The following is a 15,981-nucleotide window of genomic DNA, read 5'->3' as shown; positions in this document are numbered from 1 at the left end:
CGTGCTCAGCTGGCCTGCTTCCCGTTGCGCGGCTGCCCGGTGTCGTGGTCGGCCTGGGCGAGGTCTGCGATCTCCTCGTCGCTGAGGTGCCGGGCGCGGCGGGTGAGCTGATCCGGTTCCGTGACGGGCTTGGCCACCAGAGACATGTCCTCGAAACGCCGGGCGGTGACGAGCACACGTGACTGCAGCGACCCGACGGTGTCATTGAACGCCGCGACCGACGCGTCCAGGGACCGCCCGAGCTTGCCCAGATGGGAGGTCATCGTGCCGAGACGCTGATGCAGCTCACGGCCGGTCTCCAACACGGTGCGGGCGTCGCGATTCAGGGCGTCGGTGCGCCAAGTATGCGCGACCGTGCGCAGCAGTGCGACGAGCGTTGCCGGGGAGGCCACCACCACATCGGCCCCGAAGGCGTGCTCGAGCAGGTCCGGATCGGATTCGAGAGCGGCGGCGAGCACACCGTCGGAGGGAACGAACAGCACCACGAACTCGGGGGTGTCCCCGAGTGCCGCCCAGTAGGACTTCCGGGCGAGACGATCCACGTGCCCGCGCAGCGCTTTCGCGTGTGCGGCGCGGCGCCGGGCTGCACGCTGCGGGTCCGGCTCGTCGATGGCGTCGAGGTAGGCGTCCATCGGTGCTTTCGCATCGACCGCCACCTGCCGATCACCGGCCAGGTGCACCACGAGATCCGGTAACTGGGCGCCCTCCCCGTCGGCCCGTTGTGAGCGCAGCTGCTCGGTGAAATCCACGTGCTCGAGCATCCCGGCAGCCTCCACGATGCGCCGCAGCTGCACCTCACCCCAGCGGCCGCGCGCGGTGGGGGCACGCAGGGCGGCAGTCAGGGCACTAGTGCCGGAGGAGAGCTGCTCGGTGCGCCTGCCCAGCTGCTGCAGATGCTCCTGCAGTGAGCCCTCGGCTTCGGCACGCGCCCGCTCTGTGCGGGCCAAAGACCGTTCGAGCTGGCCGAGTGATGAAGAGATCGGGGCGAGAGTCTGCTGCAGGGCAGCGAGCTGTGTCTGCTCTGCGGCGTCCCGTCGGGCGGCATCACGCTCGAAACGTTCATCGGCCAGTGCGAGAACCTGCGCGGAGGAGTCCTGCGCGCCAGCGGTGCTGCGCCGAGCCAGATGCATGAGTGCGGCGCCCAGCAGCAGCCCGATCACGAGACCGATGAGAAGTGCGGTGGTGGCTGACATGCCTCCAGCACAGCAGAGGGGTGTGACAAACGAACTGAGGCGCGCTGACCTGGCTGGCCGTTGCGACGAGCCGTACGCCTCGCAGGGCACGTAGACTCGGGGACCGTGGCTCTCACTATCGGAATCGTCGGACTGCCCAACGTTGGCAAGTCCACCCTGTTCAATGCCCTCACCCGCGCCGAGGTGCTCGCCGCGAACTATCCGTTCGCGACGATCGACCCGAACGTCGGCGTGGTGCCCCTGCCGGATCCGCGGCTTGCTCAGCTCGCGAGCGTGTTCGGCAGCGAGAAACTCGTGCCCGCCACCGTGTCTTTCGTGGACATCGCCGGCATCGTCAAGGGTGCCAGCGAAGGCGAAGGCCTGGGCAACAAATTCCTCGCCAACATCCGTGAGGCCGACGCGATCTGCCAGGTCACTCGTGCCTTCTCGGATCCGGACGTGACCCGTGTGGAGGGCTCCACCACCCCCGAGGGTGACATGGAGACCATCTCCACCGAGCTGATCCTCGCGGACCTGCAGACCATCGAGAACTCGATGCAGCGCCTGGAGAAGGAGACCAAGCGCAAGACCATCGAGCCGAGCGTGCTGGAGAACGTGCTGAAGGCCAAGGAGCTGCTCGAGACCGGTGTCACCCTGTACCAGGGGGCCGAGAAGGCCGGTATTGACGTGGCTGAGCTGCGTGAGCTGCAGCTGATGACCGCCAAGCCCTTCATCTACGTGTTCAACACCGACGAGGAGGGCCTGGCGGATGAGGCCATGCAGAAGCAGCTGCGCGAGCTGGTCGCCCCGGCTGAGGCGATCTTCCTCGATGCGAAGTTCGAAGCCGAACTGATCGAATTGGATGCCGACGAAGCCGCCGAAATGCTCGAATCCACCGGCCAGGATGAGGCCGGCCTGGACAAGCTCGCCCGCGTCGGCTTCGACACCCTGGGCCTGCAGACCTACCTCACCGCCGGCCCGAAGGAATCCCGCGCCTGGACGATCCCCAAGGGCGCCACTGCACCTGAGGCCGCCGGCGTGATCCACACCGACTTCCAACGCGGCTTCATCAAAGCCGAGATCGTCTCCTTCGACCAGCTCATGGAGGCTGGCTCCATGGCCGAGGCCAAGGCTCATGGCTGGGTGCGCATGGAGGGCAAGGACTACGTGATGCGCGATGGGGATGTGGTGGAGTTCCGCTTCAACGTGTGACCCGCCGTCTGAGATCGACTGCCACTTCGCGGGAAGGCAGTGATGGGATACTGGCCCCATGACTGTCACTGCTGGCGTAGACCTCGACGCGATCCGTAGCGCCGCTGAGCGCCATGGCGTGGCAGAGCTAGCGCTGTTTGGCTCCGTCCTCACCGGAGGATTTGGCGCCGACAGTGACATCGACTTCCTTGTCGTTTTCCTCCCCGATCGGCCGGATCCGTTCGAGGACTTCTGTGCGTTGCGCGATGATCTTCGCGCCATCGTCAAGCGCGATGTCGATCTCGTCGTGAAGCGAGCAATCCGCAATCCATACTTCCGTGAGTCGGCCCTCAGCCAGGCAGAAACTGTCTATGTTGCCAACGTCTAAGGCTCACTTGTGGGATGCCCGCCAGGCATGCTTGGCTGCCCTGTCCTTCGTCGACGGAATCGACGCTACCGAATTTCAGGTCAACCTGCTCGTGCAATCGGCAGTGGAGCGACAGCTGGAGATTCTCGGTGAAGCCTTGAACCGTCTGCGTCGCACCGATGCCCAGACCGCAGCCGAAGTGCCAGACCTTGAGCAGATCATCGGGATGCGCAACATCATCGCTCATGAGTACGGCATTGTGGATCACGCGATCGTGTGGGCCGTGGTGGATATGCGGCTGTCTCCGCTCGCTACTCGGTTGGCGATGCTGCTCGAGGAGTGACGTCGGCATTGAGAACGCGGTGATCGAGGACTACCACTGAGGTGCATCATGACTGAGAAGCTCTACGTGCCGATTCACCCTGGCGAGGTTCTGATGGAAGATTTCATTGAGGGATTCGGCATTACGCAGCACAAGCTCGCCGTGTCTATCGGTGTTCCTCCGCGGCGGATCAACGAGATCGTGCATGGCAAGCGGGGTATCACGGCCGACACGGCGTTGCGTCCGGGGCGGTTCTTTGGAGTAGAACCGCAGTTCTGGCTCAATCTGCAGAGTCGCTAGCAGCTTGAGCTGGCACAGGAACGCGTGGCCGATCAGGTGAACGAGATCAAGGCACTGCAGCATGATTAATCGTGCAGTGCAGCGCCCCGACGGTGTCTCGATCGCGGTCACTGACCTCGGTGGCGATGGCCCCGTCGTCGTACTGCTGCACGGTCTCGCGGGGAGCTCACGCGAGCTGCTGCCAACGGCGCAAGCGTTACCGGGTATCGGGTGCTACTCGTGGACCAGCGGGGGCACGGTGCGAGCACACGGCTTCCCAATGACCTGTCGCGCGATGCCTTCGTCGGAGACATCGTCGCAGTGCTCGAGGAGCTCGTCCCTGGGCAGCGCGCGGTGCTGTTCGGGCAGTCGATGGGAGCCCATACCGCGTTCCTCGTCGCGGTGGCGCGACCAGACCTGGTCAAAGGGCTCGTGATGCTGGAAGGGCACGTGAAGGGGAGCGATGATCCGGGCGAGGCCGCACAGCTCGGCAGGTATTTCGCGTCGTGGCCAGTGCCGTTCGAGAACAAGCCGCGGCGAGAGAGTTCCTCGGCGGGGACGCGATCGTCGATGCCTGGGTGGCAGACTTCGAACTGACGGATCATGGCCTCGTGCCGCGCTTCGACGCCGCCGTCATGCAGCGCGTGATCGAGACGGTGCATGAGCCCCGCTGGGACGAGTGGGAGGCTCTGACGGTCCCGACACTCGCGGTGTTCGCGAAGCATGGGATGTTCGGCAACGACGATCGGAAAGCATTGATCCGGCGGAGGTCCCAGACAGACAGGATTGATCTCGATGGCGGTAGCCATGACGCGCACCTCGACGCCTTCGATATGTGGATCGACGTGCTCAGTCGCTGGCTGGCCCGCGAGTGAATCAACGGGACGCACGCCAGTGGGCGCTGATGGTGCGCCGTGCCGGAACGTCATGGAGTTCCGCTTCAACGTGTGGCTTGCACTATTGACGATTCCCATAAGCGGAAGATGTCTTCTCGTTCTGTGAAGGTTCCCGGCTCGCAGCTGACCTCATTCGTACGCTCCGATACGGATCAGGGCGATCCTTGCGAAGTCCCTGGGGCATCCCGACCGGGAGTTCGCGCTAGCTGAGCTCGGTCGACGCACCGGCGTCAGCGGCCCCGTGGTTCATCGTGAGGTGGGGCGCCTCGTGGCAAGCGGAATCCTTCGTGACCGTCATGAGGGGCGCAATCGACGTGTGCGAGCCGATGACGAGCACCCGCTGTTCAGGCCCATGCGCGAGATCATCGACGCCACCTATGGTGCCGTTCCCCTCCTCCGCGAACAGTTCGACGGCATGGAAGGGGTCGAGCGCGTGCTGATCTATGGCTGCTGGGCGGCCCGGCGAGCCGGCGAGGCGGGCCTGTTCCCGAACGATATCGATGTCCTGGTCCTGGGTTCTGCCCCGCGCCGGGTGCTGGCGAACCGTCAGCTGGAGAGGGTCGTGGCGAATCGGGATCATGCGCTGGCAGTGATCGAGATGCAGCTCCGGCGCAGAGGACGCCCCGGCTTCCTTCATGGAGGGCGGGCGTCCTCGTCTGTGATCACAGGTGTGGCCGCGCGATCAGCGCTATCATTGCTGATAGCACAGGAGGTGATCACCGATGTCATCCATCATCGTGCGCGGTCTCGATGACGCCGTGAAGCAGCAGCTCGCTGCACAGGCGAAGGAGCATGGCCGGTCCATGGAAGCCGAGGTTCGCGACATTCTGACCAAAGCTGCACGCAGGCCGCATATCGGCATGGCTCTGCTGTCCGTGGCGCAGGATGTCAGTGGGGTCGATGAGCTGCCGGTTCCAAGGCGCGACGATGCCGCAAGGGCGGCGGACTTCGAATGATCGTCCTCGACACGAACGTCATCTCGGAGATCTTTCGGCCCTCTCCGGAGCCTCGCGTCGTCGAGTGGCTCGTGTCTCTGACGGGTGACGTCGCGATCACCTCCATCACCCTTGCGGAGCTGCTTGCCGGCGTTCGAAGGCTCCCAGACAGCCGACGCAAAGACCAGCTGGCACAGAGGATCGAGGAAGCGGTAGCGCCGTATCGGTGGAGCCGGTCGGTGCTCGCATTCGATGCTGACGCGGCGGAGCGATACGCGGAGGTGCTGGCGTCGCGTGAGGTAGCAGGCGCGCCGGTCAGTACCGCCGACGCCCAGATCGCCGAGATCTGCCTAGCACACGAGGCAGTGTGCGCGACGCGCAATGCGAATGATTTCCAGTACTCCGGCGTCAAGATCGTAGACCCGTGGAGTGTGGACGCGTGAAGCATCATTCGATCGAGGTCCTCGCCCACCAGGATCTCACTGAGGCTGATCTGTGCGGGCTTCGGCAGCTCTTCGACAACGAGTATCAGGAGTTCGGAGAGTGGGATCCGCACCTGCCCTATGGCTACGCGCCACACGATGTGCACATCATGGCGCGGATCGAAGGTCGCGTGGTCGGCCACGTGGGATGGGGACGCCGAGAGATCACTGTTGGCACGGAGACCCTCGCGATCGCGGGAGTCGGCGGAGTCTTGGTCTCCGCTGACGCACGAGGGATGCGTTTCGGGAGCGAACTCATGAGCTGGGCAGCGCAGTCGATGCGCGATCGTAGCCGCGTCGCGTTCGGATACTTGGGGTGTCGAGAGCAGGTCGTCCCGTTCTACGAGTCATGCGGGTGGACGAGGATCCGTGCGTGCGAGAGGTCGGTCGGGTGCGAAGGCGAACCTGTCGTGCAAGAGCCTGGCCCGCCTATCCCGGTCCTGTCGGTCGCCCCGCTCGAGATGTGGCCTGACGGAGACATCGACCTGCGGGGGCGGGCTTGGTAGCCGCTGGCTGAAGTCGGCTCTCTGTTCCGGAACACGGTCGAAATTGGGTTCAATGTGTAAATTCGGTCCCGCATGACGAGCAGCCGCAGATGCGGTGCGCTACTCACTCAATAACGATCTCAACCTCGAAGCCCTCGCTGTTTTCGAGGAAGAGAGCGGTGTGCTCAGGCCCGCCAGCGTGTGGGTACTTGTCGGCAAACAACTCAGTCCACCCGTGGCGTGAGCACTGCCGTTGAAGTTCATCGAGAAGTGTTCGATCTTTCGCGCGGAGGGCGAGGTGATTCAGTCCAGCTCGCATGCGGTCGTGTGGGCCCGTGATAGCAGGCGACTCTTCCAGCACCACGTATGCCCCGCTTGGGTGAGTCCACGTCCTTCCTCGTGGCCAATTTGGATCGTGCTGGGCCTGCCACCCGAGTAGGGGGAGGAGCCAATCGAAAGAAGCTGCGGACGCGTGCAGGTCGGTGGTCCATAACTCTATGTGGTGCACGGGGTTGGTCATATGTGGAGTTTAGGCCAGGTTGTCGGAGGCTCTCGGTCCTTAGCTAGCGGCCGTCCTGCTGCATCCCTCTACTGCCTGTGCACGCTTGATCTATCTCGCTCAACGGTTTCGTCACTCGGTCGAGTTCCGGTTTAACGTGTAACGCGGGGCATCAATGACGCTTCGCGTTATTGGGGGTAGGTTGAAGCGCGATCCATTCGTTCGCCGACAAGGGCGCTGAAGGATTGTGGAATCGAGAGCGCGATGGGGGTTATTTACTAACGCTGCCAAGCTCCCCTCCCTGTGCATTCGGGAGACTACGGAGGGGTGATCGATGGGCTGAGCATCACACGGCGATCGCCGTCGATGGTGGCCCGTCCGGCCTAGCTACGGCATACTACCTGCGGCGCTTCAAAGTGGACTTCTCGGCCTGAGACAACCAAGGCGAACCCGGCGGTGCGTGGTTGCACGCGTGGCCTTCACAGAGGCACTTCTCCGCCGCGGAGTTCTCCAATCTGCCCGGTTGGCCTCTACCTCAATACCCTGAGTACCCGCCGGCACGCAATGCCACCGACTATCTGGAAAGCTACGAACGACGGTATGGCCTCGCGGTTAGGCGTCCAGTGCACGTTCGTTGCGTATTCCATGTGGGAGGGATGTTCGACCTCGATTCGACCGCCGTCGGAGGTCACATGGTTCACACTCGAGCGGTCGCGCTGGATGCCTGGTGATGTCGGTGGCCGCGATCTCTCTTTTCGCAGCTGCCGCCGGATTCTCGGCGGCGATTCCGGCTCAAACCTCGGAGGCGTTATCGCGCTCCCTCATCTACGTGAGCTCCTCAACCCCGGTTAGCTCACCTACTCCCATCCTCGATAGCTAGAGCGAGCTCGACCACGACCACCTGATCGGGTGCACTGGTTGTCGTTCGGCCCTCGTCCATCCCGCCGCCTCATGCGCGGCTGCGAAACCGCGGTGAAGAATCTGCATGTGGTCGGTTACGGCAACTGGACCGGCGAGGGCTCGGCAACGCTGAAGGGTGTGGGGTCCTTTGTCAAACACTTTGCCCAGGTAGTCGGTGGCCGTGTCGATGAAGCTCGGCAGCACTTCGAATGAGTGTCCGCGGTATAAGGCCGCTGAACTAATCAAATTGCGGGCCGGAAAGAGTTTTGCAATGACGCTTGGTCTCTCAGCAGTTCGATCCTTCCACGATCTGCGTTCGAGACGCGGAGCGCTCGGAGGCCCTTGACCGGATGGGGCACGTGCCGGGGGGCTCGCTCACGGCCCCCGTGCCCGCACGCAGCGAGAAGGGCCAGGCCGCCAAGGACGATCCCGATTCCACGGAGACGGACCGAGAATTCGAATGACGTGCCTGGCCCAAGGTACGTTCGCTTGGCGTGTGGTTTAACCCTTATGAGACTTGCCGGTCACAGCCTTAGCGTTTCGCTCGCGAAGCCCGCAGGCCGTTCAAAATCACGATGACTTCGGCAACTTCGTGAACCAACACGACGGCGGCCAGGCCCAGAACACCGCTGATCGCCAGTGGCATCAACACGATGATGATGGCCAGAGACAGCACGATGTTTTGGTTGATGATCCTGCTGCCTCGGCGGGCGTGCTGCAGTGCCTTCGGGATTAGCCGGAGGTCGTGGCCGGTGAAGGCGACGTCGGCGGACTCGATCGCGGCGTCAGAGCCGGTCGCTCCCATCGCGATGCCCACCGTTGCGCCCGCCAGTGCCGGCGCGTCGTTGATGCCGTCGCCGATCATCGCCGTCGGCGTCTTGGAGGAGAGTTCGGCGACGATGCTTGCCTTGTCCTCCGGTCGCAGCTCGGCGCGCACGTCGTCGATTCCGGCGATTTCAGCCAGCGCCCGGGCGGTGCGAGTGTTATCGCCGGTGAGCATGCTCACTTCCACGTCGTTGGCGTGCAGGGACTGCACGGCATCGGGCACCTCGGGCCGCAACTCGTCGCGCACCCCGATCGCCCCGGCGAGAGCGTCATCGACGGTGACTAGGACGCAGGTCTGGCCTTCGGACTCCATGCGCTCAACGTCCGCCTTCAGTGGCCCGGCGTCGATCCATCGGGGGCTGCCCACAAGTACCCGTCGGCCTTTGACGGTGCCGCCGATGCCATGACCGGCTTCCTCGCTGATATCCAAGGCGGTGGGCGCTTCGGGCTCCGCTGCCACGATCGCCGCGGCGAGGGGGTGCGTCGATTGCTGCTCAACTGCCGCCGCGAAGGAAAGCACCTGCGTCCGATCGAATCCGTCTGCCGGGATCACTCCGGTAACCTCAGGCTGGTTGCGGGTAAGGGTTCCGGTTTTGTCCACTGCCAGGTGGCGGATGCCGCCGAGTCTCTCGAACGCTGCGCCAGACTTGATGATCACTCCGAACTGGCTGGCTGCCCCGATCGCGGCCACGACCGTCAGAGGCACGGAGATTGCCAGCGCGCACGGCGACGCTGCGACCAGGACCACCAATGCACGGGTGATCCACGTCTCGGGGTCGCCGAGCAGCGAGCCGATCACGCCGACCAGCACCGCCAGGATCATCACCCCGGGCACTAGGGGGCGGGCAATCCGGTCGGCGATCCGGGCGCGGTCGCCCTTTTCCGCCTGCGCCTGCTCGACCAGGTCCACGAGTGTGGTCAGTGAGTTGTCCGTTCCAGCTGCAGTCGTCTCGACCTCCAGAACGCCGGCGGAGTTGATTGCTCCCGCGGGCACCTCGTCGCCGGGCGCAACCTCCTCCGGAATGGATTCTCCGGTGATCGCTGAGGTGTCAAGGCTGGAGCGCCCAGACCGAATGATGCCGTCCGTGGCGATCCGCTCCCCGGGGCGTACGACCATGAGCTCGCCAACCTCAAGGTCCTTCGCAGCGACCTCGGCCGTCGTACCGTCGCGCAGCACGGTCGCGGTTTGCGGTACCAGCTTCAACAGTGCCCGCAGTCCGCCTTGGGCCCGGTCCATCGCCTTGTCTTCAAGCGCCTCGGCGATCGAGTACAGGAACGCCAGCGCCGCGGCCTCTCCGACGAAACCAAGGATCACCGCGCCGACCGCGCTGATCGTCATCAGCAAACCAATGCCGAGCTTTCGCTTCGTGACAAGGTTCCGGATCGCTCCAGGCGCGAACGTGTACGCGCCCAACAGCAGGCTGACCCAAAACAGCACCGTCGCGGGCGCCTCCAAGTCGGACCAATCCAGCGCCAGTCCTGTAATGAGGGCTACGCCGGAGAAGATCGGCAGTAGCAACTCGGGGTCCTTCCACCAAGGCCGATCGAGATCTTCGATCTCCGCGGCTGGTTCGTGTTCGCATCCACACGCCGAGCTCATGCGTCCGCTCCTTTCTCGCCGCAGCCGGGCACCGAGCACTCGGGGGCGATGCGCGGGGCGTTTTCGTCGATAGCCAACGTCGCGTTCACTAGCGCGTCGAGCGCTGCCGCGAGGTGCGGATCGGCGATTTCGTAGCGAGTCTTGCGGCCCTCCGGCTCGGCGACGACGATGCCACAATCGCGCAAGCAGCTCAGTTGATTCGAGACGTTCGAGCGGGTCAGGTCCAGGTCGCGCGAAAGCACGACCGGGTAGCTCGGGCTGTCTAGCAAGGCCATCAGGATTAGGAAGCGCGTCGGATCCGCCATGGCCCGGCCGAGCCGGTTCATGACGTCGAGGCGTGAAGCAATAGTCAGCATGTGCTGAACTATACAGTGTCCACTGAACTATCGCAAACGCACTGAACTGACATTGAAGCGAAGAGCTTGCGACCTGCAGGAGTTACTCGATGGGATAGCAGATGACTGATCCTTTGTGGTTCGGTTGCCACTCAACGCGGGAGCGACGTGGGCGGCGAGGTTCTCCAGAATCTTCACGTTGACGTCCACGCCCATCCCGGTGGGGATGATGATGAGCAGGGCGTCGGCGGACATGACGGCGGGATCGGCTTTGAGCTGCTCAATGAGCTTGTCGGGCTCAGCGGCGAAGGTGCGACCGAAGGTGGAGGCGCCGACGTCGGGAAGCATGCCCAGCTGATCGGAGCCGGTGGCCTGCATGCCGAACATCTGCATGTCCGCGCCGTCAGCGATGGGGAAGACGGAGCGCGAAACCGACGCGCGCGGCGTCCAAGCATGGCCCGCCGTCTTCCATGCGGCGCGGTAGCGACTGATCTGGTCTGCCTGGATTTCGCTCAGGGGCTCGGCGTTGGTCTCGGAGACCAGAGTGGACGACATCAGGTTGAGTCCGTCCTCGGCGGTTTGCTCGACAGAAGCGTGGGTGCCGGAGCCGTAGGAAATGTGCTAACGCAGCTCGGGCACCATGGGGACGACCGGCAGGGCGGAGCCGGGCTGGAATATGTTGGGCTACTGCCGGTCCAGCGGTGCGGCGGTGGCGAATCCGTTGCCGTCCACTGCAGCCATGAACGCTTCGAAGTGGCCTCGCTGGCACAGATAGCGCATCGTGTGTCTGTTTCGACTCAGTCCGAGGAGTGCGCGGCGAGCAGGCCGATGAACTCGTCAGCGGCGTCAAGCTGCTTGGCAAGCTTCGCGCGGCGTTCCTCCGCGTCGGTGCGGAAATCGTTCAGCGCCCGCCGGGCGCTCTCGGCGGCAGCACCGACGCCATCTGCGCCGTCGAGCGCCCGGAGTAGGTCGCCCATCTGATCGAGCGAGTATCCCAGTGGCTTCATGCGCCGGATCAGCAGGAGTCTGCCGAGATCGCCCTCAGTGTAGAGCCGGAACCCGCCCTCGGAGCGTCCGGAGGGTGTCAAGAGTCCGATCTCGTCGTAGTGGCGGATGGTGCGCTGCGACAGAGCTGTCCGCTCAGCCAGCTCTCCGATGTGCATCATTCCCGCTTCGGGCACGGGGGCCTCCTCATCTCATCGTCTCAGTTCGACACAACTCTCACGTTACGTTAGTGTTGACTCTCGTGTCCACATGAGACTGGACATGCCTCCGCCGTGGCGATCTATCGCCAGGCGAAGCCGCACGTTGTCGCGCACCACCAGACATTCTCCGCTCCTGGCCTGAGAGCGCCGCCCTGAACAGATGGAGGTACCGCATGGCCTTGCCCACTGCGACCAAAGAAGACAAGGGTCGGTACCGGCCCGAACCGTCGGTGCTCACCGCACTGAAGACCCCGCGCATCCTCACTCGCGAAGTTCTCGCAGGCCTGGTCGTGGCGCTGGCGCTCATTCCCGAGGCGATCTCGTTCTCGATCATCGCGGGCGTCGATCCACGTGCGGGCTTGTTCTCCTCATTCGTGATGGCAGTGTCCATCGCGTTCCTCGGTGGCAGACCCGCCATGATCACCGCGGCGACGGGCGCTATCGCTCTCGTTATCGCCCCCGTCGCCCGCGACTACGGCTTGGACTACTTCATCGCGACGGTGCTTCTGGCTGGGGTCTTCCAGATCCTCCTCGCCGTCTTCGGAGTCGCCAGACTCATGCGATTCATCCCGCGCAGCGTCATGGTCGGCTTTGTCAACGCGCTGGCGATCCTCATCTTCATGGCACAGGTGCCCGAACTCATCGGCGTGCCCTGGATGGTCTACCCCCTCGTCGCGGTCGGGCTGCTGATCATGGTCTTCATACCGAAGATCACTAAGGTCATACCGGCCCCACTGGTCTCGATCGCTCTGGTGACCGCCGCCGCGGTCGTCTTCTCGATCAACGTACCCGCAGTCGGCGACAAGGGTGAGCTGCCGCGCAGCCTTCCCGAGCTGTTCATACCGAATGTGCCGCTGACATGGGGGGCTTTCACGATCATCGCGCCGTTTGCCCTCGCGATGGCGCTGGTAGGCCTGATGGAATCGCTCATGACGGCGAAGCTCGTGGACGATGTGACCGACACCCACTCGAACAAGACCCGGGAGAGCTGGGGGCAGGGCGTCGCGAACCTGCTCTCCGGCCTGTTTGGCGGCATGGGTGGTTGCGCGATGATCGGGCAGACCATGATCAACGTGAAGGCGTCCGGGGCCCGCACCCGCATCTCGACGTTCCTCGCAGGTGTGTTCCTCTTGGCCCTCATCGTCGTCCTCGGCGACATCGTTGCGATCATCCCCATGGCGGCGCTGGTCGCGGTGATGATCATGGTCTCCGTAGGTACCTTCGACTGGCACTCCATCAAGCCCTCCACCCTGCGCCGGATGCCTAAAAGTGAGACGACCGTCATGGTCATCACCGTCGCCGTCGTCGTCGCCACCCACAACCTCGCCGTCGGTGTCGTCGTCGGCGTGTTCGTCGCCTCTGTGATGTTCGTGCGCCGCGTCGCCCACCTCATCGACGTCAGGCGTGAGATCACTGAACAGGATGGCGCTCGGATCGCGCATTACACAGTCGAGGGTCAGCTCCTGTTCGCCTCCAGCAACGACCTCACCACCATGTTCGAGTACGCCGACGACCCTGACCGAGTCATCATCGACCTCACGAGATCCCACATCTGGGATGCCTCCACCGTCGTGGCGCTCGACGCAATCGAGACCAAATACGAACAGCACGGCAAGGCGGTCGAGCTCGTCGGGATGAACGAGTTCACGACTGCGTTCCACGCCCGACTCACGGGAGGACTCGGCAACGGTCACTGACAGGGCTCAGGTGGGCCAGTCGGTCACGTCGGGGGCAACCGCGGCGCAGCCGCGGGCGGCAGCCGCTATCCAACGTCACAACCATGAGATGCGCTAGCGCATGTCGATGACACCGGTGGCCACCTCGATGTGTTTGGTGGTGGCCGCGACAGCACCGAGCAGCGGCATCGGGGCGGAGGCCTGCGGCACGAAGTGGTGGACTCGAAAGGACGCGTCGTTCACGCCGATTTCGTTCGCAGCCTGGGCGATCCAGATGAGTCTTGGCGATCTTTTCCGCGGATGACCCGCGCTGGCCACCGAAGGCGTAATGCCCGAAGCTTAAGAATCGGAACGCTTCATTGGATAACGCTCCTTTTGGTGGTGTTAACGAGAGAGTGACTTTGTAACGAGATATCGTGGACTTCAAGTTCAACGTCTAGGTCCGTGGCAAGTCGGTAGCAAGTTTTCGATTCGATGCTTTGGGGCACTACCGGGGTTCCCGGTGGTCTTCTTAGATTGAGGGGTTCAGATTTCCTAACCTAAAGCTCGTTTGAGCGTGCTATCCGCTGGTGTGCCTCCGATGCTGCTGCTCATAAGGGGCGGGCGCTCCATGAATACAAGGCGTAGGTCGCGCCTGAGGCATAGTCCGAGTTTCCGCACCCCTGGCCTCTGGGGTACGCGCTAGTTCCGCTCGGGGTAGCGCACGAGGAGATCGTTGCCGATGACTGCGCCGTCGTTGAGCGTTGCCTCGTTCACCGTCGCCCCGGCTGCCCCCAGGCCCATAATGTGGCCAACCTCGTCACCGCGGGCGATGAGGTGGTCGGCGATGATACGCCGGTGGCAGCGCCACCACACCGCCTCGGAGCACATGATCGCGGTGGGGGTTTCGGCGGCGTTCACCCGTAGCTGCGAGAGCGCGTCCGAGAACTCCCCGCCCAGCGCATGGTCGGCGTAATTGTGGAAACTGCGGTTACGCCAGTTGCCGTTAACCTCAAAAGGCACCGAGTGGGACACGTTGCGCCGCCCGGTGAGGCCCTCACTTCTGCTGTAAGTGATGCCACATGTAGGAAGGTGTTCGGCAAGGGGGTCGCCGTTGAACCACGGGTACTTCCTGGACCCGGGCAGCTTGCGCACATCCACGATGGATGCCACACCGGCAGCCTTGATCATTTCAGCGAAGTCCTCGAACTCGAGGTTGGAGTGGCCCACGGTGAAAATGCGCATGTCGCCAATGCTACGCGTCAAGCGGTTACACCAACATTGGCGTCCAGGTATCGTGCATCGGCAGGTGGTCGGACCGGTAGAACGCGGAGGTAGCAGACAGGACGTTTGATGCATTCGCGCCCACCTTTCCGCCGTATAAATCCCATTTATGGCCGAGTATTCCGCACGGACCGTTCGGTTAAGTTTCAACGGATCGCTTGGGCGACATCGGAAGCCTGAGTTAATCGTATGTGGGGCGAATCCCATGTATGTCTTGTTTAAGGATGCCGCTGCACGAGGAGCGGGGCTGAGGCTACCTGGTGTGCACTCTATCTTTGCCGCACATAGCGGGGTGTGGTGGTTTTTAGCTGCTATTCACGAATGAGAAGGTGTTTTTGCAACGATACGTCGTCGAATTTAGGTTCAACGTGTAGTTCCGGTCTGCCGAGCCGTCGAGCGGCGGCGCTTTCGCCATCTGGGCGAGAGACGAAAGCGCCTGATGTCTCCAGTCTCGGCCGAGGTAGGCTGGCGCAGTGAATGTGACTCTCCGGCCGGTGAGTGCCGATGATCTCGACTTTTTGTGGGCCTGGCAGCACGCGACGCCGGATGCCGAGTGGAAGCTGTGGGATGGGCCCTACTTCGAGGCCCCTGTGAACCCCAGCCGTGAGGAGTTTGATCAGCGGCAACGTGCAGGATTAGGCAGTCATGATCGTCGGATCATCGAGGTCGCTGGAGAGCCTGTTGGTTTTGTTTCGCGCTTCGAGGAGGAGCCCGCAGGCGGCGGCTGGTGGGAGCTTGGCATCGTGGTCTTCAACCCACGTTGGTGGGGGAGAGGTATCGGCCGGGCGGCGCTCACCCAGTGGCTCGACCTGATCTTCGACGAGACTGACGCTCACGTCGTCACCCTTCAGACGTGGTCAGGCAACGAGAGGATGATCGCCTCAGCGAGACGATGCGGTTTCGTCGAGTGTGGCCGGATTCCCGAGGCACGGTCATGGAACGGCCGACGCTGGGACAGCGTGAAGATGTGCGCATTGCGTCCTCGTCCATCACTCTGGGAGTGCCGCAGAGACACGCAGCTTCCGGATGACGTCGCGCGGCTTTTGGCGACAGTCCCGGAGTGGTTCGGCCTGGAAGAAGCGAATCAGGAGTACATCGACGCTGCCCGGCACATGGAGACGTGGTCTGTGCGCGACGAACACGGAAAGGTCGTCGGCGTGACCTTGGTCGACCGCGACTTCCCGGTATCCGCCGACATTCACCTCATGGTCGTTGACCGAGCCCGGCATGGTCGGGGCGTTGGATCGGCCATGCTCAGGGCCGTGGCGTCCGCTTCCCGCGCCGATGGTGTCCGGCTGCTCCAAGTGAAGACCTTGGGGCCGTCGCATTCCGACGCTGGATACGCCCGCACCCGCCGCTTCTACGAGAAGTGCGGTTTCCTGCCGTTGGAGGAGACTGATCTGTGGGGTGATGACAACCCCTGCTTGTTCATGGTCATGCCGTTGTGAAGGATCGTTGGGCCTCACGACCTGGGCTGTGGTGATCCGTCATGCTCTTCGGTGCCGTAACTCGATTGAGTTCAGGTATAACGTCTAGCGTTAATGACGGC

At 63.4% G+C, this 15,981-nt stretch carries 19 protein-coding genes and 1 pseudogene; 12 read left to right on the top strand and 8 right to left on the bottom strand.

Annotated features, from left to right (window positions below):
- Positions 1–5 precede the first annotated feature (5 nt).
- A complete protein-coding gene (locus C8271_RS10925; RefSeq protein ID WP_106507311.1) occupies positions 6–1,193 on the bottom strand; it encodes a DNA recombination protein RmuC in 1,188 nt (395 codons plus the stop codon).
- A gap of 105 nt (positions 1,194–1,298) precedes the next feature.
- On the opposite strand from C8271_RS10925, the gene ychF reads away from it, so the two are divergent.
- The 10 genes and pseudogenes from ychF to C8271_RS10880 all read left to right on the top strand — a co-directional run bounded on the left by ychF (position 1,299) and on the right by C8271_RS10880 (position 6,150).
- Entirely contained in the window at positions 1,299–2,384 is a 1,086-nt protein-coding gene (ychF, locus tag C8271_RS10920) for a redox-regulated ATPase YchF (protein ID WP_106507310.1), read from the top strand.
- 58 nt (positions 2,385–2,442) lie between these two features.
- Complete coding sequence (locus C8271_RS10915) at positions 2,443–2,751, top strand: nucleotidyltransferase family protein (protein ID WP_106507309.1); 309 nt, start codon at positions 2,443–2,445, stop codon at positions 2,749–2,751.
- Positions 2,735–3,073 (top strand): HepT-like ribonuclease domain-containing protein, encoded by a 339-nt coding sequence (locus C8271_RS10910; RefSeq protein ID WP_106507308.1) that lies wholly within the window; start codon positions 2,735–2,737, stop codon positions 3,071–3,073. Before C8271_RS10915 ends, C8271_RS10910 begins: the two co-directional genes overlap by 17 nt.
- Positions 3,074–3,121: 48 nt before the next feature.
- A pseudogene (locus C8271_RS10905) lies at positions 3,122–3,421 on the top strand (HigA family addiction module antitoxin).
- Positions 3,422–3,571: 150 nt separating this feature from the next.
- Positions 3,572–3,928: an alpha/beta fold hydrolase gene (locus tag C8271_RS14210; RefSeq protein ID WP_245921108.1), complete on the top strand. Its 357-nt coding sequence runs from the start codon at positions 3,572–3,574 to the stop codon at positions 3,926–3,928.
- 14 nt (positions 3,929–3,942) lie between these two features.
- A complete protein-coding gene (locus tag C8271_RS14205; protein ID WP_245921107.1) occupies positions 3,943–4,206 on the top strand; it encodes an alpha/beta fold hydrolase in 264 nt (87 codons plus the stop codon).
- 373 nt (positions 4,207–4,579) lie between these two features.
- The gene (locus C8271_RS13720; protein ID WP_138774561.1) at positions 4,580–4,981 is read left to right on the top strand and encodes a hypothetical protein; all 402 of its coding nucleotides are present in this window, start codon (positions 4,580–4,582) and stop codon (positions 4,979–4,981) included.
- The gene (locus C8271_RS10890; protein WP_106507306.1) at positions 4,950–5,183 is read left to right on the top strand and encodes a FitA-like ribbon-helix-helix domain-containing protein; all 234 of its coding nucleotides are present in this window, start codon (positions 4,950–4,952) and stop codon (positions 5,181–5,183) included. The genes C8271_RS13720 and C8271_RS10890 overlap by 32 nt, the downstream gene beginning before the upstream one ends.
- Positions 5,180–5,605 carry a type II toxin-antitoxin system VapC family toxin gene (locus tag C8271_RS10885; RefSeq protein WP_106507305.1) on the top strand — a complete coding sequence of 142 codons (426 nt, stop codon included), beginning with the start codon at positions 5,180–5,182 and terminating at the stop codon, positions 5,603–5,605. The genes C8271_RS10890 and C8271_RS10885 overlap by 4 nt, the downstream gene beginning before the upstream one ends.
- Entirely contained in the window at positions 5,587–6,150 is a 564-nt protein-coding gene (locus C8271_RS10880; RefSeq protein ID WP_342751947.1) for a GNAT family N-acetyltransferase, read from the top strand. Before C8271_RS10885 ends, C8271_RS10880 begins: the two co-directional genes overlap by 19 nt.
- A gap of 103 nt (positions 6,151–6,253) precedes the next feature.
- Here C8271_RS10880 and C8271_RS10875 read toward each other — a convergent pair whose 3' ends face one another.
- The 5 genes from C8271_RS10875 to C8271_RS10845 all read right to left on the bottom strand — a co-directional run bounded on the left by C8271_RS10875 (position 6,254) and on the right by C8271_RS10845 (position 11,469).
- Positions 6,254–6,649 carry a VOC family protein gene (locus C8271_RS10875; protein WP_106507303.1) on the bottom strand — a complete coding sequence of 132 codons (396 nt, stop codon included), beginning with the start codon at positions 6,647–6,649 and terminating at the stop codon, positions 6,254–6,256.
- Positions 6,650–8,060: 1,411 nt separating this feature from the next.
- On the bottom strand, positions 8,061–9,953 hold the full coding sequence (locus C8271_RS10860) for a heavy metal translocating P-type ATPase (RefSeq protein WP_106507300.1): 1,893 nt from the start codon (positions 9,951–9,953) through the stop codon (positions 8,061–8,063).
- Complete coding sequence (gene cmtR, locus C8271_RS10855; RefSeq protein ID WP_106507299.1) at positions 9,950–10,309, bottom strand: Cd(II)/Pb(II)-sensing metalloregulatory transcriptional regulator CmtR; 360 nt, start codon at positions 10,307–10,309, stop codon at positions 9,950–9,952. Before cmtR ends, C8271_RS10860 begins: the two co-directional genes overlap by 4 nt.
- 27 nt (positions 10,310–10,336) lie before the next feature.
- Positions 10,337–10,843, bottom strand: a complete 507-nt coding sequence (locus C8271_RS10850) for a flavin-dependent oxidoreductase (RefSeq protein ID WP_245921106.1) — start codon at positions 10,841–10,843, stop codon at positions 10,337–10,339.
- 242 nt (positions 10,844–11,085) lie between these two features.
- On the bottom strand, positions 11,086–11,469 hold the full coding sequence (locus C8271_RS10845; protein WP_016664134.1) for a MerR family transcriptional regulator: 384 nt from the start codon (positions 11,467–11,469) through the stop codon (positions 11,086–11,088).
- Between the two features lie 197 nt (positions 11,470–11,666).
- On the opposite strand from C8271_RS10845, the gene C8271_RS10840 reads away from it, so the two are divergent.
- A complete protein-coding gene (locus tag C8271_RS10840) occupies positions 11,667–13,190 on the top strand; it encodes a SulP family inorganic anion transporter (RefSeq protein WP_106507298.1) in 1,524 nt (507 codons plus the stop codon).
- Positions 13,191–13,283: 93 nt separating this feature from the next.
- On the opposite strand, the gene C8271_RS14200 is transcribed toward C8271_RS10840, so the two are convergent.
- Together C8271_RS14200 and C8271_RS10830 are read right to left on the bottom strand one after the other, a co-directional pair.
- Positions 13,284–13,412, bottom strand: a complete 129-nt coding sequence (locus tag C8271_RS14200; protein WP_245921105.1) for a monooxygenase — start codon at positions 13,410–13,412, stop codon at positions 13,284–13,286.
- Positions 13,413–13,850: 438 nt separating this feature from the next.
- A complete protein-coding gene (locus C8271_RS10830; RefSeq protein ID WP_106507297.1) occupies positions 13,851–14,393 on the bottom strand; it encodes a DUF488 domain-containing protein in 543 nt (180 codons plus the stop codon).
- Between the two features lie 512 nt (positions 14,394–14,905).
- On the opposite strand from C8271_RS10830, the gene C8271_RS14195 reads away from it, so the two are divergent.
- A complete protein-coding gene (locus C8271_RS14195) occupies positions 14,906–15,880 on the top strand; it encodes a GNAT family N-acetyltransferase (RefSeq protein WP_245921104.1) in 975 nt (324 codons plus the stop codon).
- The last annotated feature ends 101 nt before the right edge of the window (positions 15,881–15,981 follow it).

It is taken from the genome of Brachybacterium timonense (assembly GCF_900258505.1).
GTDB classification, from domain to species: domain Bacteria; phylum Actinomycetota; class Actinomycetes; order Actinomycetales; family Dermabacteraceae; genus Brachybacterium; species Brachybacterium timonense.
The sequence above is the reverse complement of the archived record's forward strand: the minus strand, read 5'-3'. Positions and strand labels throughout refer to the sequence as shown.

Coding starts and splice junctions, on each gene's coding strand:
- C8271_RS10925 (WP_106507311.1), bottom strand. CDS start 1,193: ATGTCAGCCACCACCGCACTTCTCATCGGTCTCGTGATCGGGCTGCTG.
- C8271_RS10840 (WP_106507298.1), top strand. CDS start 11,667: ATGGCCTTGCCCACTGCGACCAAAGAAGACAAGGGTCGGTACCGGCCC.
- C8271_RS10910 (WP_106507308.1), top strand. CDS start 2,735: ATGTTGCCAACGTCTAAGGCTCACTTGTGGGATGCCCGCCAGGCATGC.
- C8271_RS10875 (WP_106507303.1), bottom strand. CDS start 6,649: ATGACCAACCCCGTGCACCACATAGAGTTATGGACCACCGACCTGCAC.
- C8271_RS13720 (WP_138774561.1), top strand. CDS start 4,580: ATGCGCGAGATCATCGACGCCACCTATGGTGCCGTTCCCCTCCTCCGC.
- C8271_RS10885 (WP_106507305.1), top strand. CDS start 5,180: ATGATCGTCCTCGACACGAACGTCATCTCGGAGATCTTTCGGCCCTCT.
- C8271_RS10850 (WP_245921106.1), bottom strand. CDS start 10,843: ATGTCGTCCACTCTGGTCTCCGAGACCAACGCCGAGCCCCTGAGCGAA.
- C8271_RS10915 (WP_106507309.1), top strand. CDS start 2,443: ATGACTGTCACTGCTGGCGTAGACCTCGACGCGATCCGTAGCGCCGCT.
- cmtR (WP_106507299.1), bottom strand. CDS start 10,309: ATGCTGACTATTGCTTCACGCCTCGACGTCATGAACCGGCTCGGCCGG.
- C8271_RS10830 (WP_106507297.1), bottom strand. CDS start 14,393: ATGCGCATTTTCACCGTGGGCCACTCCAACCTCGAGTTCGAGGACTTC.
- C8271_RS10860 (WP_106507300.1), bottom strand. CDS start 9,953: ATGAGCTCGGCGTGTGGATGCGAACACGAACCAGCCGCGGAGATCGAA.
- C8271_RS10890 (WP_106507306.1), top strand. CDS start 4,950: ATGTCATCCATCATCGTGCGCGGTCTCGATGACGCCGTGAAGCAGCAG.